We start from the raw sequence: 20,098 nt of genomic DNA, 5'->3' as shown, positions 1-20,098 counted from the left end.
GCCGTGGATATTCTTTCCGATCAGGAGATGCTGCGCTATAACCGCCAGATCATTCTTCGCCAGTTCGATTTCGAAGGGCAAGAAGCGCTCAAACAAAGCTCCGTGCTTATTTTGGGTGCGGGCGGTTTAGGCTGTGCTTCTAGCCAATACCTCGCCACAGCAGGTGTCGGCCGTATTACGCTCATCGATGACGACATTGTAGAGCTCTCTAATTTGCAGCGCCAAGTATTACACCACGACACAGATATCGGCCGCAAAAAGGTGGATTCTGCCGCCGATGCGCTGCGAGAACTTAACCCTCACGTCGAGGTAAACACCGTTGCCAAACGTCTCGATGATGCTCAACTTCAAGCTTTGATTGAACAACACACTGTGGTAGTTGATGCGTCTGATAACGTCGACACTCGTAACCAACTGAACCGCCTCTGCTTTGCAACGAAAACCCCACTTATCTCTGGTGCGGCAATTCGTATGGAAGGTCAAGTGAGCGTGTTTACGTACGACGATCCAACTCAACCTTGTTACCAGTGCTTGAGTGCACTATTTGGTAGCGGTGCACTAAGCTGCGTTGAAGCGGGTGTAATGGCACCAGTGGTCGGGATTGTGGGCGCTGTACAAGCGATGGAAACCATCAAGGTGATCGCAAATTACGGCCAGCCAAAGAAAGGGAAAATCCTTATTCTCGATGCGCTCAGCATGTCGTGGCGAGAAATGAACTTGATGAAAATGCCGACCTGCCCTGTTTGTGGGTAAGTAACGCATTCGCTCCCGTGTCAATCGATTCTCAAAAAGCTCAACGCAACGTTGGGCTTTTTTCTTATTCTGAGATTCAAAATTAAAACCTCGAACTTCTAGTTGTCAATGTCCATCAAAAACAGCCACTTAAGAATTGGCACGCTCCTTTCATTGCATATAAAACAAATCAATGAGAGGGCGAATCATGAAAAGGACATCACTAATACTCGGATCACTGTTCGTAAGCGCTTATGCGAATGCGGCGCCTTTCGACACTTGTCCGAGCAAAGCGTATTTATTCCAATCGACCCCCGTTCAAGTTTATGGCGTCAATCTGGTTACAGGTTCCACCACTTTATTAGCTGATGATGTGGGTTTGGCATCAGGGATCAATGCCGTCGGGTTCGACTTCACCGACAGATACATTTATGGCTACGATACCACCAACTTGAAAATCGTCCGTTTAGGGAAAGACTTTCAAGCAGAAACACTGAATGTCGCTGGTTTGCCTAGCCATACGTTTTTTGTTGGCGATGTTTATAATCACGTTTACTACTTATATCGCAAAGGAAAAGGATTATTTTCCATTGATTTATCACCGTTAGATACCGATCCAAATGCGACGCTAACACTTACGCAAATTACCGCGACCGCAAACGTCAACTTGACAGATTTTGCCTTTCATCCTGGCGACGGTTCGCTTTACGGGATCGACAACAACTCCGGCATTCTCTACAAATTCAATACTGCAAACGGCCAAGCCACTATGATTGGAGATACGGGCGAAACCGGTACCTTTGGTGCAGGCTATTTTGACGTCAACGGCAATTACTACGTTTCCCGCAATCAAGACGGAAAAATCTACCGTATTAATTTGTCAGCGGACAACGCTTCAAACATCAACGCGGGCATTGTCCCAGCGGTTGAGTTTGTCTCGAACGGCCCAAGTTCAAGCCAAAATGACGGTGCACGCTGCGCCAACGCGCCAGTTATAGATGAAGATGACCCAATCGATTTTGGCGATGCTCCAGACAGTTACCACACGCTTCTTTCCTCAAACGGCCCACGACACGAAATCGATGGTGTGACATGGCTTGGTGTCATTGCGCCTGATGGCGATCCTGACGGACAAATTGCGCCTTCTGGCGACAACAAAGTTGGTACCGCAGACGAAGATGGTGTTGGTTTTGTTGCCGCACTCGATCCAGGTTTGAGTTCACTGGTGAATGTGATGGCGTCTACTTCTGGTTACTTGTCTGCTTGGTTTGACTGGAACCGAGACGGTGATTTCGCAGATGAAGGTGAACAAGTATTTACAGACCAGCTACTCGCAACAGGAAACAACACACTTCCATTTATTGTCTCTGAATTGGCAACCGCAGGACCAAGTTGGAGCCGATTTCGCTTTAGCCAACAAACAGGGCTCAAATACGATGGCGGCTCAACCTCCGGCGAAGTGGAAGATCATCCAATCACTATCACCGAAAATGGCGTATCTGTTCAGCATTTCCCAAGTGCAGAAGGCTACGCAACGGTAGCGTTTGAGGATAACTGGCCATACACCGCAGATTACGACATGAACGACGTCGTCATTCAGTTCCGAATCACAGAAACGCGTACGGAAGGTGTGGTCGAGAACATTCAAATCACCGGTGACCTCGCCGCTTACGGTGCAGGATACAAAAATGGCTTTGCTATTCGTTTACCGGGCGTAGCAAAAGCAAGCATTGAGAATGGCTTAACTACCCTGTCGTTTAGCGGCGTTCAACAAGCAAGCAATGGATTGGAAACTATCTCGGAAGAGGCCATTTTCATCATCAGCGATGATCTCAGCCAATACACGCAAAGCAATTGTACCTACTTCCGAACTCAATCAGGATGTGATGACAACGTTGCTTTCTCTTTTACGTTGACGGTTTACTTTAAGGAAGGCTCCGACAGCTCTGGCTTACAAGCCATGCCTTACGATCCATTTATCTTTGCAACACCAAATACGTACCACGGTGACGGTATCACCTTCCAGCCAGGCCGAAAATGGGAAGTACACCTACCGGATCAAGCGCCAACCGAGCAGTTTGATGATACCAACTTATATGGACTCGGGGTTGATGCAAGTGATCCTGTACAAGGTACGTACTTCAAAACCAGCAACAACCTACCTTGGGCTCTGCTGATTGTTGAGGGCTGGGAGTGGCCATTGGAAAACGTAGACTTGGTTGACGCGTATCCACAATTTGCCACTTACGCTGAATCAGCCGGCAGTCAAAATGCTAACTGGCATGCCTCACCAAAAGCAAACAAATGCTACATTCCATAGGAGACCACATTATGAAAAATTTAATCACAATCATCATGGGATTAGCGTTAACAGCCTGCGGCGGTGGAGGTGGCGGCGGTGATAAAAGCGGTGACAGTTCAACGCCTCCCCCAACTCAGACCACCATCGTGGTCGAAGATCCAAGCATGCAAACGCTGAACGTACCAGATGGCTACGACTACGATCCGATCGTCACTCGTGCTCTATCTGTTGACATTAGTGGCTACTCTTCACAACGCGCGCACCTTAGTGTCTATAAAGAGTATCAAGAGATGACTTCAGGTACCTATCAAGCAAAATACGCAAGCAAAGTAGCTTCTGAAGCACTCATCAACGGAAAAGCCGAAATGAATTTTCCAGTCTCCGATAGCCAAGGAAATCTGTTAGTCGAAGTTTGGTTTTATGACGGTTCAGACCCCGTGCAGCACATGATATCAGCAGAAGATTCATCTTGGCGCCTGTAAGCATTAATGTCATGAATAGCAAACAAACCTAAACCTCTTGGAGATGTTAAATATCAGCAAAAATCGCATCGTTCTTTGAACATGCGATTTTTTTATTGTAAAACAATAGGCTTACGCTAGCCTAAACGGGTGGAACTCAACTTGGATAACCCCAAAACTTACATTTTGGTCTTCATCGGTTCGATTGCTCTGCTCCTTTTACTTTTGTGGGGCTCACCCACCAGCGAAAAAACCTTATCAGCGACCGTCATCAGCAACACTTTGACTCAGTCTTTAGACGGGCAACGACGTTACCTGACGATAGACGCTCCTGATATCGAACAACAACGCGTCGCCGTTCCGATAACAACTGACTGTGCGATCGGTTCGACAGCCACATTTAGGCAAGCGACAAGCTCAACTTTTGAACCATCACTTTCATTCGTCAGCTGTAACTAGAATAGTGGTCACTCCCACGACAAGAAGGATTTAGCAATGCAAGCATTGATCAGTGCAAAAGAACTCCATGCCCTACTTGACCAACAAAATGTAAAGCTTTTAGACGCAAGCATTAGCTTTCAAATTCCTTCGGAAAGCAAAAAAATCACCGATAAATGGATTCCAAACACTTACCGTTTTGATTACGACAATGATTTTTGTCTGCCTGATACCTCTTTGCCGCACATGATGCCAACCGAAGCAGGATTTAATGTAAGCGCACAAAAGCTTGGGCTAAATAACGAAGACTTGATCATCGTTTATGACAACTCAGGTACGCTTGCTTCACCACGCGCATGGTGGATGCTCAAAGCGATGGGACACGAGAACGTCAAAGTACTTAATGGTGGACTTCCAGCTTGGATAGAAGCGGGATTGCCCGTCGTAGATTCGCTCGCAAAACCTGAACAATTAGGAAATTTTTCGGGAAAATTAAATAAAAATGCATTTTTGGACGCAAATGCAGTATTAGAGTACTCAAACAATTGCAGTGCGCATATTGTTGATGCTCGCTCACGAGCGCGCTTTTTTGGTGAAGTGCCTGAGCCAAGAGAAGGATTGCGCAGTGGCCATATTCCAAACTCGTTGTGCCTGCCTTTTCAAGAACTGCTGGATAACGGTTACATCAAACCGAACTCAGAATTGAAACAAGCATTTAGCGAACTGTCGCTATATAATGACAATTCAATCATTTTCAGCTGTGGCTCAGGTGTGACTGCCTGTATTTTATTGTTGGCAGCTCATCAACTAGGCTTACGCAACTTATCTGTTTATGACGGTTCATGGACAGAATGGGGTGCAAACTGCTCACTGCCAATTACGCGTTAAGCTAGGGGTTATCAAAGCAATATGGTCGGATTAAAGAAGAACATTTGGACTCTTTACATGATGCTGCTCACCGTCAGTATCGTGACATTTTCGCTATTCGGCTATTACCACTACCAAGCAACGTTAGACAAATACAAAGACAAACAGCTCCTACAATTGGAGCTGTTTGCTTCCTCCGTTGAGTCACTTTTAAAAGGGCAAGAATCGCTGCTAGAAGTCGTTGGTCATCAACTGGTGGAGCAAAATAGCTTCACTCGTACCGCGGCCATTCAAACTCGCCCAATGTTAGATAAACTTCTCAACATTCATCCGGCGATCATCGGTTTTGGCTTGACCAATCCCAACGGTGACTACATTTCCGTTAGCTCGAACTTGATTTTGGAAAAGCTACACAATCTCAAGCAAGATCCGCTGACCAGAGAGACCTTCCTTGAAGCGTTGAACTCCGATCGCATGGTCATCGGCAGAACCTACTTTATGGAAGCGCAAGATTCGTTAGTTATTCCTATTCGCAAAGCGATTCCAGATAAAAATGGCGTAGTACAAGCGGTAATGACGGCTGGCTTTAACATGAATACGTCGTCAGTGTTTCGTAACGACATTCATGCTAATGAACACAATCGCGTGTCCCTAATTAGAAACGACGGCTACCTTACGTTTAGCTCATCTGAAGACACCACGATCAAGGACTATCAAAAGCCCGCCGATGATTTAAATAAACAAGCCTTATTGGATCAAATCCAGCAAGACTACGGCTGGGATACCGACCAAGTAAAACAGCTAACCCGAGCAATCAATGTCGTCGTCGACACCCAACGTTTGAATGAATTAATCACACTCAAATACCTTCCTGATTATGGCTTATGGGCGGCGTCGTCGACCGATTTGGGCTTCATTAAGCGCGGCTTTTACAGCCAATTTGCGTTTTACTGCATCGTCTTTCTGATCGTTCAAGCAGCGTTTTATGCGCTGTTTCGCTCAATCGCTAACAATGAACACGAAACCAAAGAGCGTTTGCTTTACCAAGCTTGTCATGATCATCTAACTCGCCTACCTAATCGCGAGTATCTACGTTCCAACATTCAACGTTGGATGTGTGGCAGCAGTAACCCGTTCACCTTAATGTTCATTGATATCGACAACTTCAAATCGGTCAATGACACACACGGCCACGAATTTGGTGACGAAGTTCTAAAACAGATCTCGACTCGCCTTAACCACTTTTCGGGCGAAGGTCGTTTGATCGTCCGTGAGGCAAGCGACGAGTTCATCTTTATCGTTAATCGAACAGATGAAGAGACCATCAAAGAGCTAGCAAGCGAGCTGATTCAAACTCTTTCCAAACCATATAACGTTAACGATAACCAGTTCCTGCTCAGTTGCAGCATTGGGATTGCGTTCTACCCAATGCACGGCGACAACTTAGACGCGCTGCTGCTTTCTGCAGATATCGCCATGTATCAAGCGAAAAAACAGCGTAATGCGTACAGTCTGTTTAATCAGGAGATGCAAGCAAGTCATCTGCACAAGATGAAAGTCGAGCAACGTCTGAGGCTTGCGATTGAGAAGCAAACGCTGTTTATGGCTTATCAACCGCAGTTAAACATCAATGGCGAGATTTATGGTGTTGAGGCGCTTGTTCGTTGGGAAGATGAGGAACTGGGCAAAGTGCCACCTAACGAGTTTGTTCCTGTCGCTGAAAGCTCAGGTTTGATGGTGCGATTGGGTGAGTTGATCATCGAAAAGAGCCTTGAAGATATGGGCTTACTGACAACCCATCTTGCCACCCCAATTCAGATGTCGATCAATATTTCCGTCAAGCAGTTCCTGCACGCCAAATTTATAGAGCGCTTGATGGCGGCGATGGACAAATACCATCTTGATTGCAATAGAATCACGTTAGAAATTACCGAGAACTTGTTTATCGAAGATCTAGAAAAGTTCTCTCCGACTTGCGAGCGCTTGCACGCTTTGGGCTTTAAGATTTCATTGGATGATTTCGGAACGGGCTACTCGTCACTAAGCATGTTGAGAACATTGCCGATTGATGAAGTTAAAATTGACAAGAGCTTTGTCGACAATATTGAGCACGATAAAAAAGCGCTGAATATGGTGAAAAACATCATCGCTATTGGCAAAAACTTCGAAATGAAAGTCTTAGCTGAAGGGGTCGAAACGCAACGCCAACGCGACCAATTAGAAGCGTGTGGCTGTGATTTGATTCAAGGTTATTTCTACTCCAAGCCACTCTCTTTTGACCAACTTGTTAGCTTTGTGAAAGACAATAAAGAAGAAAAAGCCATCATAGATTAACGATGGCTTTAGTGATGTCGGTTTAAACCACAATTTCCATTTATTTCTGCATTTCTTGGTACATCACCTCAACAAGCTCGCCTTTCGGGTCGCCCGACAATTCCCAAGTAAAAATGCCACCTAAGTTCGCCTGTTTCGCCCAATTTGCTTTGGCTTTGATCGAGCGTTGATCTTCGTAAGAGATAAAAACTTTCTTTTCAGGATTCCACAAGTACGGCGCTTGGGATTGCTCATCATAATTGTACTCGTAGCCCTGCTTCGCTCCATAGTTCTTCACTAAATCCCAGAACATGAAATAGCCGTTCTCACCCGTACCAAACTGCGCTCCTTGCTCGGATACGAGATCTTGTGTTGGTAAGCCACCCGAAAAATCTTTAGTACCTTGCCAGCCACGCCCATAAAATGCAGCACCAATCACCAGTTTTTCACTTGGAATACCCAGCTCGATCATCTGGTTGATGAACACGTCTGCGCCCATGCCCCACCAGCTTCGCTCTGTCGCGTGCAAGTTGGTAGTATGGCCAGTTTGTTGCCCCCACCCACCAAGAAAGTCATACGTCATCGCAAACATGTTGGTTAGGTACGGTTCTGCTGCTTTCCAATCGATACCTGCCGCTTTTGGACCAACGCCTACCGCCGTAGAAAGCTCGTATTCACGTTTGGTTTGATTTGTGAGTTCATCTAACTCTGCACGCATGGTTTTCACCAAGTAGGTAAACGCTTCACGCTCAGACGCTTTTTGTTCATCAGAAAGCTTGGTATCTGGGTTCCAAGGCGACGTTGTTAAACCGCCACCGCCTGGGTATTCCCAATCCAAATCAATGCCATCAAAGAAATCATATTGAGCAATCAACTCAACGGCACTTTTTGAGAATTGATTCATCGCTTGTTTGTTTTTCGCCATAGCATGGAACGGTTCGGACATTGTCCAACCACCAAAAGAAGGAAGAATTTTGAGATCAGGATGTTGTTTCTTCATTTCGGCAAGTTGAGCGAAGTGACCTTTGTATGGCACGTTAACTGAGACAGCGCCAAAGTTCTTTTCCAGTGCCGCTTCGGTATCGACAATGATCGCCGTATAGGGATCTTTTCCTTCGCATTGTTTAGCTACTAGGTTTTGCACCGTTTCAGAGGCACCGGTATGAGGACCGCACATACTGAGAAACGCGTAAATCACATGTGTCAGTTTATCGGCGGGAATATCTTTCACCGTGTATGGGTTTTCTGCATTCGCGTACTGCCAATCCGCAAAGTAACCCGCTACGACTTTTTGCTCGGCGTGCGCCGCACCAGTTATCCCCATAATTAGTGCAGCAAGAAGTGTCTTTTTCATTGTTTTCTCCAGAGTAGGTGTACAAATTTAAAGCTACTCCTAGAGAATATTTTTAACTTGAAAACGAAATCAGGCTGCGAGTCATTTATAAATCCTCGCAGCCTGATTACATAAGTTGCATATTATTTGTGCTAGCTCTCAGATGCCGCGTTGCCGTGCATCTGCTCATCCAAGTTCAATACTGTCAAAGCGTTGCTTACACTGGTAGCAATCACGTCGATTGCACCGGTACGTAACGCACCAAGTAATGCAAGCGGTTTACTGTTTTCAGCAGCGATAGCAATCACTTCTGCGATTGGCCGAAACTCTTCAATTCCAAGGCCAATGACACGGTCACTCATTACGGTGTTGGCAACGTTACCGTGAATATCAAAGAAGTCATAACCCGCAAAGTCCCCTACTACGCCTTGTTTTAGTCGGGATTGAACCACTTCATCTGGTGTAAACCACCCTAGATCGACCATGTAGCTGTTTTCGCTCATATCACCAATACCGACTAAAGCAACATCGGCTTTACGTGCCAAATCGAGCGTTTGTTTGACGGTCGCATTCTGCATGAACGCCATTTTTTGCTCGCGGTTTTCTGCATAAGCCGGCGCGTAAAGCGTTTCGGACGTTCCGCCGTACTTTTTCGCCAACTGACGACAAATGTGGTCAGCATTGTACATACCACCACGCGGGTGAATACCACCGATACCACACACAAATTTGCAGTCTCGTGGGGTGATCACCCCAATATGATGAGCAACAGAAGAGACGTTACGCCCTTGTCCAACGGTCACCACCATGCCGTTTTTAAGCGTACTGGTGAGATAATTGGATACTAATCCCGATACCTGCAGTCGCTGCGCTTCTTCATTCGGCTGGTCAAGAGCGACAAGCGCGCGCTTTACGCCAAATCGCTCGATCAAACGTTGCTCAATCTTGGCGCTGAATACCGGGTGATATTTAACGGTGATTTCAACGATGCCTTCATCACGCGCTTGTTTGAGCATTCGCCCTACCTTCGCGCGTGAAATGGCAAATTTTCTCGATATCTCTTCCTGAGTCGCACCGTCCTGATAGTAGGCAACGGAGATCTCTGTCAACAAATCCGTGTTTTCAATGGAAATATCTTGGTTAGAACTGCTCATGTTTACTCTCGTCGTTTAAGAGGCCCGACATTGTATGCAATAAGTGAGCATCTGCTCATTGACTTAGCATATGTTCTCCATCAATTTAAACGCAACATTTGCTCACCGCAATAACATTTTCTCAGTACAGTTTTTTGCTATTTCTAACAACGCTCAAGCATTGAGCAATAAGGGCAAACGTTTATTTGGGTTAACCGCTAAACACACAGTAAAAAAACGTTGATGAAGTTCACTATAAGTCGATTTCACCGATTGACTTTCGGCATAGATAGGATAAATATGAACACATCATTTACTCAGCTATCGATCAAATGTTCATAGCATTTGTTCGGTAACGAAATTTTCCGTAGTTGGCTGAGCAGATGTCTCATTAAACGCGATGAGACGATTAGCTAACTCGCTTGCAAATGCACAAGCTGTGGCAACAAAAACCACGCTTAAGCCCATTTATATAGGATGATCGATTATGAGCAACAAGTTAGAGCAACTTCGTAAACTAACGACTGTAGTAGCAGACACTGGTGAAATTGATGCAATCAAAAAGTACCAGCCAGAAGACGCAACAACTAACCCTTCTCTTATCCTAAAAGCAGCTCAAATCGCAGAGTACGCACCTCTAATCGATGCTTCAATCGAATACGCTAAAGCACAGAGCAACGATAAAGCTCAACAAGTTCAAGACACTTGTGACATGCTTGCAGTAAACATCGGTAAAGAAATCCTAAAAACTATCCCAGGTCGTATCTCTACAGAAGTTGATGCTCGCCTATCTTACGATATGGAAGGCAGCGTAGCGAAAGCACGCCAACTAGTGAAAATGTACAACGATGCTGGCATCACTAACGACCGCATCCTTATCAAACTGGCGTCTACTTGGGAAGGTATCCGCGCAGCTGAAATCCTAGAGAAAGAAGGCATCAACTGTAACCTGACTCTTCTATTCTCATTCGCTCAAGCGCGTGCTTGTGCAGAAGCGGGCGTATTCCTAATCTCTCCATTCGTTGGCCGTATTATGGACTGGTACAAAGCGAAAGAAGGCCGCGACTTTGAAGCATCAGAAGATCCAGGCGTACTGTCTGTTACTAAGATCTACAACTACTACAAAGAGTACGGCTACAAAACGGTTGTTATGGGCGCAAGCTTCCGTAACATCGGTGAGATCCTAGAACTTGCTGGTTGTGACCGTCTAACTATCGCTCCTGCTCTACTTGCAGAACTAGAAGCTGCAGAAGGTGAAGTGGTTGAGAAGCTAGTTGACTCTAAAGGCGCAGCTGAGCGTCCAGCACCAATGACTCACGCTGAGTTCCTATGGGAACACAACCAAGACCCAATGGCTGTTGAGAAACTGGCAGAAGGTATCCGCAACTTCGCAGTTGACCAAGGCAAACTAGAAGCGATGATCGAAGCTAAGCTTTAATTGCTTACCAAGAGCGAGTAGCCCGTCTACTCGCTTTTAGCATCAACGCTCATTCAAAATTTTCTATTTGAACTTGTTTAGACGAGTTCCCTCTATTTAAACACTTATCGAGAAGTAATCACTATGGATCGTAAATACCTAGCAAATGCAATCCGTGCGCTAAGCATGGACGGTGTTCAACAAGCTAACTCTGGCCACCCAGGCGCACCTATGGGTATGGCTGATATCGCTGAAGTTCTTTGGCGTTCTCACCTAAACCACAACCCATCAAACCCTGAATGGGCAGACCGCGACCGTTTCGTACTTTCAAACGGCCACGGCTCAATGCTAATTTACTCTCTACTGCACTTGAGCGGTTACGAGCTATCTATCGATGATCTGAAAAACTTCCGTCAGCTTCACTCTAAGACTCCAGGTCACCCAGAGTACGGCTACGCTCCTGGTATCGAGACAACAACGGGCCCTCTAGGCCAAGGCATCACCAACGCTGTTGGTATGGCAATGGCTGAGAAAGCGCTAGCAGCGCAATTCAACAAAGAAGGCCACGACATCGTTGACCACTTCACTTACGTGTTCATGGGCGACGGCTGTCTAATGGAAGGTATCTCGCACGAGGCATGTTCTCTTGCTGGTACGCTAGGCCTAGGCAAACTGATCGCATTCTGGGATGACAACGGCATCTCTATCGACGGTCACGTTGAAGGTTGGTTCTCTGACGATACACCTAAGCGTTTCGAAGCTTACGGTTGGCACGTAATCCCAGCAGTAAATGGCCATGATTCTGAAGCAATCAACGCAGCGATTGAAGCTGCAAAAGCGGATCCTCGCCCTACTCTAATCTGTACTAAGACTATCATCGGTTTTGGTTCACCAAACAAATCTGGTTCACACGACTGTCACGGTGCACCACTAGGCGCTGAAGAAATTGCAGCGACACGTAAAGAACTAGGTTGGGAGCACGGTCCTTTTGAAATTCCGCAGGAAGTCTACGCAGAATGGTCAGCGAAAGAGACAGGCGCAGCTAAGGAAGCAGCGTGGAACGAGAAATTTGCAGCTTATGAAGCAGCGTACCCTGAGCTGGCAGCTGAATTTAAACGCCGCGTAAACGGTGATTTACCAAAAGAGTGGGAAGAGAAAGCAAGCCAAATCATTGCGGATCTTCAAGCAAACCCAGCAAACATTGCGTCACGTAAAGCATCTCAAAACGCTCTAGAGGCATTTGGTGCTCTACTACCTGAGTTCATGGGCGGCTCTGCTGACCTAGCGCCTTCTAACCTAACCATGTGGTCTGGTTCTAAGTCTCTAGAAGCGAACGACTTCTCTGGTAACTACATCCACTACGGTGTACGTGAATTTGGTATGACTGCTATTATGAACGGTATCGCACTACACGGCGGTTTCGTTCCTTACGGCGCAACATTCCTAATGTTCATGGAATACGCTCGTAACGCAATGCGTATGGCTGCTTTGATGAAAATTCAGAACATCCAAGTGTACACACACGATTCTATCGGTCTTGGCGAAGATGGCCCAACTCACCAACCAGTTGAACAAATCGCGTCTCTACGTTTGACTCCAAACATGAACACATGGCGTCCATGTGACCAAGTTGAGTCTGCTGTAGCATGGAAACTAGCGATTGAACGTAAAGATGCACCAACAGCACTTATCTTCTCTCGTCAAAACCTAGCGCAACAACCACGTAGCGCTGAGCAAGTTGCAGACATCGCGAAAGGTGGTTACATCCTGAAAGACAGCGATGGCAAACCTGAGCTAATCCTAATCGCAACAGGTTCTGAAGTTGAGCTAGCAGTGAAAGCCGCTGAACAACTAACCGCAGAAGGTAAGAAAGTACGCGTTGTTTCAATGCCATCAACAGATGCATTCGACAAACAAGACGCAGCTTACCGTGAAGCAGTTCTACCATCAGACGTAACAGCACGTATCGCTATTGAAGCGGGCATCGCAGATTTCTGGTACAAGTACGTTGGTTTCGACGGTCGCATCATCGGTATGACAACATTCGGTGAATCTGCACCTGCTGACCAGTTGTTCGAAATGTTTGGTTTCACTGTAGAAAACGTAGTGAACACAGCAAAAGAACTACTAGCGTAATTGCGTTAAAAGATAATCAGTTTTCTCTATTGCGAATTTGAAAACTGAAAAGCCCCGCCAGAAATGGCGGGGCTTTATTTTATCTCGAATTTGTTTGAGATATTTGGCGTCGCTAAAAGGCAGCTTTACGACTGCTTATCTTCAAATCGAATCGCAAGCTGATAGAAATCCTGTACTTGTTCTTTCAACTGACGGCTGTTTTGCTCAACAGAATGCGTAGCTGCTAAGTTTTGCTCTGCGGTCGACGCAATAGAATGAATGTGCTGATTTACATCGCTAGATAGCTTTAACTGGTTGTTCGCCGCTTCTGCCACATCAACCATCAAACCACTCATGCTTTGCATCATCTGTTCAACTTCAGACAAACGCAGCGCGCTTTGCTCAGCAACTTGAGAACAGGCATCGGTTTGCTCTTTGTTTGCCAAAATATCTTTCTGCCAACCTTCTATCGTCGAAAGCATAGCAGAGATAGACGCTTGAATTTGCTCCGTCGCATTCGACGTACGTCCAGACAGTGCGCGAACTTCATCAGCAACAACAGCAAAACCACGACCTTGCTCACCTGCCCTTGCTGCTTCGATCGCCGCGTTCAGCGCCAGCAAGTTGGTCTGCTCTGCAATACCACCGATTTCAACCATCAAATGATTCACTTTCTGTGCCTGATCGCTCAGTTGATACGTCGTTTCCGTTGCTTTTTCAGCTTGAAGACTCAATTGCGCTAGGTTGGTATGCGTTTGATCGATCGTCTCTTTGGCCATCATGCATGACTTCAAGGTGTCATCAATCAGCATATGCGCATCGTTAGTGCTTGAAGATACCGAATTCGCTGAAGATTCCACTTCTTGCGTCGCATCTCGCACGCGTCGAATATCACTGTTTTGTTGGTTCAACGCGGCTGAAACCTCAGCAGTTGTTTGACTGAGTTCTTCAGCGCAATTTTGCAGTGGCAGCGCCGAATCGGTCATTCTTCCCAATACGGTTCGAATCCTTGCAGACAACATTTTGATATGGAAATCAGCAATCGAAAATGCGCTATTGCCTGAATAGATCAAACGGCTCACGCTGTCATACTGCTTTTGCAGCTTTTTGAGCTGTTGCGGCGTATCAATCAACTCTTGGCGGAACAATAACGCTAAAACGCTCGCTGGTAATGCACTTGCAAGCCAAGCAAGCGGACCTTCAACAGATAGTGCGTACGCTGCGGCAGGTGCAGTTAATGCACCAAGTAGGATCGCATAGCGAACCGTTTCGTTAATTTTTAACGACCAGGTTCTACCCGCTTTCTCGGCGGCTAGCATCCCCTTGTAAGCTTTTGCTGCAATATCCACCCATTCACGCTTGGGCTTAACGCGTACAGATTGATAACCGACAACTTGGTTTTTTTCATAGATAGGCGTTACGTAGGCATCTACCCAGTAATAACCGCCAGATTTGGTGCTGTTTTTAACCATACCTCGCCACGCTTTGCCTTCTTTAAGGCGTGCCCACATATCACCAAAAGCGGCTTTAGGCATGTCACTATGACGGACGATATTATGATTCTGACCGACTAACTCCTCGTGCGTGTATTCTGCAACGCGACAAAATGCGTCATTACAATAAGTAATAACGCCTTTTAAGTTAGTGGTCGAAACGAGTTCTTCAAGTTCTCCGACGAGAGTTTCTTGAGCTTTCTGAGAAAAATTGGCTGACATAGACGATACTTCTATAATTTTTATTAGTTTTCGGCGTGATGTATACAGGATTATTGTTTTTATTACAAAATGTTAGATAAAAAGTATTATCAATACGACATTTTTAGTGTGGGAATTATCATCACTGGCAGAAATTTGCGCGTCACCAGTCAAAATTTGAGCTAATAAACAAAAAAACTCAGCATTCAGATGCTGAGTTTTTCTGTGACAGATTGAAAGTTAGGCTATTTGGGATTCTGTTTTGTTATCCGTTTTCATCGCAAAGATCACAATCACGAGCAATACGAACGGAAGAACGTACAAGTTCAGGTTTTGCCAACCGACTGTCGATTCAAGCCAGCCGGAAAGTAAGGCAGTAATGGTGACACAGCTGAACACGAAGAACTCATTAAACGCCTGCGCTTTGCTGCGGTTTTTCGCTTCGTAACTTTGGCTAAACAGCCCCGTTGCAGCGATAAACATGAAGTTCCAACCTACGCCCAACAAAACTAAGGCAAGGCTAAAGTGCCAAATGGACACACCATGAATGTTAATCCCTATACAAGCAATGAACAGCACGCCACCCGCTAGGATCATTTTCTTTGCGCCGAACTGCTCAATTAATCGACCAGTAATAAAGGCTGGAGCGAACATGCCGAGCACGTGCCACTCAATCACACCTGCGGCTTTGTCGAAATCGAAACCACAACCAATCATCGCCAAAGGCGTCGCTGTCATTAGAATATTCATCACCGCATAAGCCACCATTGCCGCTAACACCGCAATCATAAAGTTCGGGCGTCTTATGATGTCACTAATAGTATCGGCTTTAACATGCGATAGCTGAGTATGCGCTGGCGGGAACCGAATCGTTTGAAGCAATACAAGCGCGGTGATGTAGAGAACAATCAGGACAGAAAAAGCACTCGTATATAAACCATCGTCTGACCATTGTTGCGAATACACCGCTAAATTCGGACCGAGAATAGCCGCTAATACCCCACCCGCCATAGATATTGAAATTGCTCTGTGTCTTGCCGATTCTTCACACACTTCTATTGCAGCAAAACGATAGAGCGTGCCAAAACCGATTCCGACACCGAGCAAAAACGTAGAAAAACAGAATAGATAAAAGGTTTGTTGGCTTAACGCGTACGTCGCCAAACTTGCGCCCACGATGCCGATGAGGTTACCTAGACTAAAGCCCAAACGACGACCGAGTTTCCCCATAATCAATGATGCAGGTATCGTTGCCGCCATTAAACCGAGAAACTGCAGTGCGACAGGCAAAGTAATAAAGCTCGGTGACGGGGCAAGTGTTTTGCCAATGAGCGCGATCACCGAGATCAAAAGAATGTTTCCTGTCATCAAGAGTGCTTGGCACAACGATAACAACCATACGTTACGATTCAAATCCATTTCCTTTGGTTAAAATTCCTTCAAACAACATATAGGAAAGACCGCGTAATAGGAAGAGATGCGATTAATTCTCAATAAAAAGAGCCAGAGACATAGTGCCTCTGGCTCTTTAAGTACTCGCTTGTTAAAAATGTTCTTGCTGCTGAGCTTATTTGCTACGGCGCGCTTTTACTGCTTCAGAAAGCTGACGAAGTACCGTTTCCGTATCGTCCCAGCCGATACATGCATCAGTAATCGACTGACCGTAAGTTGCCGCTTTACCATCCACTAGATCTTGGCGGCCTTCAACCAAATGGGACTCGATCATCACGCCAAAGATTGCATCTTCACCACCAGCGATTTGCTCTGATACATCATCAGACACTAGCATTTGACGTTTGAACTGCTTAGAGCTGTTCGCGTGGCTAAAATCGATCATCACTTTCTTCGGTAGACCAGCCGCGTCCAACTCGTCTTTGATTTGAGCAACGTGTGCTGCACTGTAGTTTGGTTCTTTACCACCACGTAAAATGATGTGGCAGTCTGGGTTACCTGCGGTTTCAACAATCGCTGAATGACCGTACTTCGTTACCGATAGGAAATGGTGAGAAGCGCTTGCAGAACGAATAGCATCACTCGCGATTTTAATGTTACCGTCAGTACCGTTTTTGAAACCAACCGGGCAAGAAAGACCAGAAGCGAGTTCGCGGTGAACTTGCGATTCCGTCGTGCGTGCACCAATCGCGCCCCAGCTGATCAAATCCGCCACGTATTGAGGTGTGATCATGTCTAGGAATTCACTCGCTGTCGGTAGGCCCATATCAGTAAGGTCCAAAAGCAGCTTACGTCCAATACGCAGACCATCATTTAGCTTAAATGTGTCGTTCAGGTATGGGTCGTTGATCAAACCTTTCCAGCCTACTGTCGTGCGTGGTTTTTCAAAGTAAACACGCATCACAACTTCCAGTTGCTCACCAAGTTCATCACGCAACACTTTCAGCTTTTTGCCGTATTCAACTGCAGCTGCAGGGTCATGGATAGAACAAGGACCAACGATCACAAGTAAACGATCATCTTTTCCTTCAAGAATATTGTGAATGGCATTACGGCAATCAAAAGTGGTCGAAGAAGCGGTTTCGGTCGCTGGAAACTTCTCTAGAACTGCAACAGGGGGCAATAACTCTTTTACTCTATTAATTCTTACATCATCAGTTTGAAACATTACTTCTACTTCCTGGTTGTTATTTCCGACCCAATTTTTGCCAACTGTACTCATTGCAACATTGTTCACAAAGCGAGCAGCAACAAGGGTTCCGGTGATTATCTGTCTATCGTTCCAATTAACTTATCGGCTTCCCCATAGACTTGCAATCACTTTTTGCAAATAAATGCAAACAAATTACAACCGTTAACTATCTCGCACATCGTAAAATAATGTTTACAATAAAAAGTTCAAAATAATCATCAATTTTCTTATGACACTAAAAATCTTTACTACAATGTAAGAAATATCAGAAGTTTGTGAGGTGTTATTGGGTAATAAATGTTGATCAAGTTCAAAGATATTGTTGCTTGATGTGAAATCATTAGAATATTGAACTAATTTCTTATAAACGCTGGTTTTTTCTAAATTTTTGATAAAACAAAGTAGAAGTTAATATGCAATCAATACAAGGAAACATTATGAACAAAGTAGCAATTGCAGTAGCAGCAGTGGTAGCTGGTAGTAGCGCGCTTTTAAACTCTGCTCAAGCTGAAATGTATATCGGGGGCAAAGTGGGCATGACTACACTTGACGATGCTTGCTATCTAAATAGCCCTTGTGATGATGAAGCTTTTGGTGCCGGACTACATATCGGTTATGACTTTACCGATTTCATCGGTCTAGAGTACGGTGTCGATTTCTTAGGCGACTACAAAGCGAACTTTAAGTCAGGAGCTAGTACAGTTGATACGATCGACGGCAATTTAACGGCTTTAACACTTGCACCTAAATTCAACTGGCATCTAAACGATTCTTGGAACTTATTCGCTAAGATCGGTGGTGCGTACATGATGTCTGAAGACGAAAAAGATTTCGTTGCAACAGGTTCACTAGGTGCTGAATATTCGATTGATAGAAACTGGAGTGTTCGCGCTGAGTACCAACGTTACCAAGATATGTCGGATGACGTTTGGGACGATATGGACGCAAACTTCTTCGGTATCGGCGTTAACTACAAATTCGCAGCTGCGCCAGTGGTTGCTGCTGTTGTAACAGAAGAAGTAGTTGAGCCAGATCCAGAACCAGTACTAATGAGCAAAGTTCACAAAGAAGAGTACGGTACAGGCACGTTTGAGTTCGACAGTGCGAAACTTACTGAGTCTGTTTCTGAACGTCTAGACAACTTTGTTTCATTCCTAAACGAATACCCACAAGCTCAAGTTGAAATCACAGGTTACACTGATAGCTCAGGTCCTGCGGCTTACAACCAAAAACTGTCTGAGCGTCGTGCTCAAGCTGTGGCAGATTACATCACTGGCGCTGGTATCGATGCTGATCGCCTGACAGTGAAAGGTATGGGTGAAGAGAATCCAGTAGCTGACAACAGCACTCGTGAAGGTCGTGAGAAAAACCGTCGCGTAGAAGTTGTGGTTCCTTCATTCGAATACCAAGAGATGGTTCAACCATAATCTGAATGTTCACACATTCTCATCAAAAAGGGGTGCGCTTGCACCCCTTTTCACTTTCAGGATTTTTATAAAGGAAATGAAATCAAGAAATGAAGATTCAAGCATCGTCCATCGATAGTAAGCACTTATCTCTTCGGATAAAAAACGAGATTATTTCCTTCGACCACGACACAGTCCATCCCAGCAGAATGAGCCGCACGTTTACCCAATTCTGTATCTTCAAAAACCAGACAGTTTTGCGCGTCAATCCCTAATCTATCTGCGGCTAATAGAAAAGTATCCGGACATGGTTTGTGATTTTCGACATCACTAGCCGTCACAACGGCATCAAGCTTGTCGATCAACCCTGCATGACTGAGCAGACGCATCGCACTTTCTCGCTGACTTCCCGTTCCGACCGCAATTTTCTTTTGGCCTAAATATTCGTCAAGAACAATGCCAGTGCACTGGATGACCTCGCCCTGCAATTCCATCGCGGCAAACGTCTCCATTTTGAATTTCGAAACCGTTTGAGGATCTAGAGATAACCCATAATGACGATTCAACTCAGCAACAATTTTAAAACTCGGCATTCCGCCTAAGCTGTGTAACCACTCCTGACAAAACGGAAAATCAAATCGGTCGGCCGTTGCTTGCCAAGCAGCAAGGTGCGCAGGCATGGTATCAATCAAGGTACCATCCATATCGAAGATGAATCCTTCGTATGGCCTAAAATCAATCGTGCTCATGTCTTTTCTTCTATTTGTACATCTGTAGTGTTAATTTATCAGCTCTTTCAATCGTCCTTATCGGCATTTGCTTATCATGCTCAAAATTTCGAACTCCGTCACACTTCAAGAATGGGAAATACAATTAACGCCCATTAGAGCTCAAGGAAATGGCGGACAGAACGTTAACAAGGTAGCGACTGCCATACATCTGCGCTTCGATATACACCATTCAAGTTTACCGGAATTCTACAAAGAGCGATTACTTGCACTTTCTGATAGCCGTATCACTAAAGATGGTGTGGTGATCATCAAAGCGCAACAGTTTCGCACACAAGAAAAAAACAAAGAGGATGCGCTAAATCGCCTACAAGAGTTGATTAAAGCTGCCGCCTTACAAGATAAGAAGCGCATTAAAACAAAACCAACCCGCGCTTCACAACGCCGCCGACTTGACAGTAAAAACAAGCAGGGGGCAAAAAAACAGCAACGTAAAAAGGTGCTGTATTAAGGCA

At 45.4% G+C, this 20,098-nt stretch carries 16 protein-coding genes; 10 read left to right on the top strand and 6 right to left on the bottom strand.

The annotated features are described in order from the left end of the window. The first annotated feature begins 3 nt into the window (after positions 1-3). The 6 genes from moeB to NL646_RS00510 all read left to right on the top strand — a co-directional run bounded on the left by moeB (position 4) and on the right by NL646_RS00510 (position 7,134). Complete coding sequence (gene moeB / locus NL646_RS00535; protein ID WP_005499253.1) at positions 4-753, top strand: molybdopterin-synthase adenylyltransferase MoeB; 750 nt, start codon at positions 4-6, stop codon at positions 751-753. Positions 754-940: 187 nt separating this feature from the next. Next, the gene (locus tag NL646_RS00530; protein ID WP_253663695.1) at positions 941-3,052 is read left to right on the top strand and encodes an LruC domain-containing protein; all 2,112 of its coding nucleotides are present in this window, start codon (positions 941-943) and stop codon (positions 3,050-3,052) included. 11 nt (positions 3,053-3,063) lie between these two features. Then, on the top strand, positions 3,064-3,516 hold the full coding sequence (locus tag NL646_RS00525) for a hypothetical protein (protein WP_043045931.1): 453 nt from the start codon (positions 3,064-3,066) through the stop codon (positions 3,514-3,516). A 141-nt stretch (positions 3,517-3,657) separates the two neighbouring features. Beyond that, positions 3,658-3,954, top strand: coding sequence for a hypothetical protein (locus NL646_RS00520; protein ID WP_017447384.1), 297 nt, complete (start codon positions 3,658-3,660; stop codon positions 3,952-3,954). Between the two features lie 36 nt (positions 3,955-3,990). After that, positions 3,991-4,821, top strand: coding sequence for a sulfurtransferase (locus NL646_RS00515; RefSeq protein ID WP_021484384.1), 831 nt, complete (start codon positions 3,991-3,993; stop codon positions 4,819-4,821). A gap of 21 nt (positions 4,822-4,842) precedes the next feature. Next, positions 4,843-7,134: an EAL domain-containing protein gene (locus tag NL646_RS00510; RefSeq protein WP_157624788.1), complete on the top strand. Its 2,292-nt coding sequence runs from the start codon at positions 4,843-4,845 to the stop codon at positions 7,132-7,134. A 40-nt stretch (positions 7,135-7,174) separates the two neighbouring features. On the opposite strand, the gene NL646_RS00505 is transcribed toward NL646_RS00510, so the two are convergent. Beyond that, positions 7,175-8,467, bottom strand: coding sequence for a glycoside hydrolase family 18 protein (locus NL646_RS00505; RefSeq protein WP_140054838.1), 1,293 nt, complete (start codon positions 8,465-8,467; stop codon positions 7,175-7,177). 131 nt (positions 8,468-8,598) lie between these two features. Next, positions 8,599-9,600, bottom strand: coding sequence for a sugar-binding transcriptional regulator (locus NL646_RS00500; protein ID WP_005463541.1), 1,002 nt, complete (start codon positions 9,598-9,600; stop codon positions 8,599-8,601). A 466-nt stretch (positions 9,601-10,066) separates the two neighbouring features. Between NL646_RS00500 and tal the strand changes: the two genes are divergently transcribed. Both tal and tkt read left to right on the top strand, forming a co-directional pair. Further along, a complete protein-coding gene (gene tal, locus NL646_RS00495) occupies positions 10,067-11,017 on the top strand; it encodes a transaldolase (protein ID WP_005463537.1) in 951 nt (316 codons plus the stop codon). Between the two features lie 123 nt (positions 11,018-11,140). Then, a complete protein-coding gene (gene tkt, locus NL646_RS00490) occupies positions 11,141-13,132 on the top strand; it encodes a transketolase (RefSeq protein WP_253663694.1) in 1,992 nt (663 codons plus the stop codon). A gap of 125 nt (positions 13,133-13,257) precedes the next feature. On the opposite strand, the gene NL646_RS00485 is transcribed toward tkt, so the two are convergent. The 3 genes from NL646_RS00485 to aroG all read right to left on the bottom strand — a co-directional run bounded on the left by NL646_RS00485 (position 13,258) and on the right by aroG (position 17,425). Then, positions 13,258-14,826 carry a PAS domain-containing methyl-accepting chemotaxis protein gene (locus tag NL646_RS00485; protein ID WP_017447380.1) on the bottom strand — a complete coding sequence of 523 codons (1,569 nt, stop codon included), beginning with the start codon at positions 14,824-14,826 and terminating at the stop codon, positions 13,258-13,260. Between the two features lie 219 nt (positions 14,827-15,045). Then, on the bottom strand, positions 15,046-16,218 hold the full coding sequence (locus NL646_RS00480; protein WP_021447944.1) for an MFS transporter: 1,173 nt from the start codon (positions 16,216-16,218) through the stop codon (positions 15,046-15,048). 154 nt (positions 16,219-16,372) lie between these two features. Continuing rightward, positions 16,373-17,425 carry a 3-deoxy-7-phosphoheptulonate synthase AroG gene (gene aroG, locus NL646_RS00475; protein ID WP_005499266.1) on the bottom strand — a complete coding sequence of 351 codons (1,053 nt, stop codon included), beginning with the start codon at positions 17,423-17,425 and terminating at the stop codon, positions 16,373-16,375. A gap of 461 nt (positions 17,426-17,886) precedes the next feature. Here aroG and NL646_RS00470 point away from each other — a divergent pair, with 461 nt between their 5' ends. Beyond that, the gene (locus NL646_RS00470) at positions 17,887-18,876 is read left to right on the top strand and encodes an OmpA family protein (RefSeq protein ID WP_005463527.1); all 990 of its coding nucleotides are present in this window, start codon (positions 17,887-17,889) and stop codon (positions 18,874-18,876) included. Between the two features lie 125 nt (positions 18,877-19,001). Here the strand turns inward: NL646_RS00470 and NL646_RS00465 are convergent, their stop codons facing one another. Further along, positions 19,002-19,604: a beta-phosphoglucomutase family hydrolase gene (locus NL646_RS00465; protein WP_253663693.1), complete on the bottom strand. Its 603-nt coding sequence runs from the start codon at positions 19,602-19,604 to the stop codon at positions 19,002-19,004. Positions 19,605-19,680: 76 nt separating this feature from the next. On the opposite strand from NL646_RS00465, the gene arfB reads away from it, so the two are divergent. Continuing rightward, positions 19,681-20,094 (top strand): alternative ribosome rescue aminoacyl-tRNA hydrolase ArfB, encoded by a 414-nt coding sequence (gene arfB, locus NL646_RS00460; protein ID WP_005463517.1) that lies wholly within the window; start codon positions 19,681-19,683, stop codon positions 20,092-20,094. Positions 20,095-20,098 lie beyond the last annotated feature (4 nt).

Source organism: Vibrio sp. Y20_XG_PY13, from assembly GCF_024181925.1.
Classification (GTDB): Bacteria; Pseudomonadota; Gammaproteobacteria; order Enterobacterales; family Vibrionaceae; genus Vibrio; species Vibrio parahaemolyticus.
This window is presented reverse-complemented; position numbering and strand designations above follow the sequence as displayed.

Coding starts and splice junctions, on each gene's coding strand:
- NL646_RS00530 (WP_253663695.1), top strand. CDS start 941: ATGAAAAGGACATCACTAATACTCGGATCACTGTTCGTAAGCGCTTAT.
- NL646_RS00525 (WP_043045931.1), top strand. CDS start 3,064: ATGAAAAATTTAATCACAATCATCATGGGATTAGCGTTAACAGCCTGC.
- NL646_RS00515 (WP_021484384.1), top strand. CDS start 3,991: ATGCAAGCATTGATCAGTGCAAAAGAACTCCATGCCCTACTTGACCAA.
- NL646_RS00510 (WP_157624788.1), top strand. CDS start 4,843: ATGGTCGGATTAAAGAAGAACATTTGGACTCTTTACATGATGCTGCTC.
- NL646_RS00505 (WP_140054838.1), bottom strand. CDS start 8,467: ATGAAAAAGACACTTCTTGCTGCACTAATTATGGGGATAACTGGTGCG.
- NL646_RS00500 (WP_005463541.1), bottom strand. CDS start 9,600: ATGAGCAGTTCTAACCAAGATATTTCCATTGAAAACACGGATTTGTTG.
- tal (WP_005463537.1), top strand. CDS start 10,067: ATGAGCAACAAGTTAGAGCAACTTCGTAAACTAACGACTGTAGTAGCA.
- tkt (WP_253663694.1), top strand. CDS start 11,141: ATGGATCGTAAATACCTAGCAAATGCAATCCGTGCGCTAAGCATGGAC.
- NL646_RS00485 (WP_017447380.1), bottom strand. CDS start 14,826: ATGTCAGCCAATTTTTCTCAGAAAGCTCAAGAAACTCTCGTCGGAGAA.
- aroG (WP_005499266.1), bottom strand. CDS start 17,425: ATGTTTCAAACTGATGATGTAAGAATTAATAGAGTAAAAGAGTTATTG.
- NL646_RS00470 (WP_005463527.1), top strand. CDS start 17,887: ATGAACAAAGTAGCAATTGCAGTAGCAGCAGTGGTAGCTGGTAGTAGC.
- NL646_RS00465 (WP_253663693.1), bottom strand. CDS start 19,604: ATGAGCACGATTGATTTTAGGCCATACGAAGGATTCATCTTCGATATG.
- arfB (WP_005463517.1), top strand. CDS start 19,681: ATGCTCAAAATTTCGAACTCCGTCACACTTCAAGAATGGGAAATACAA.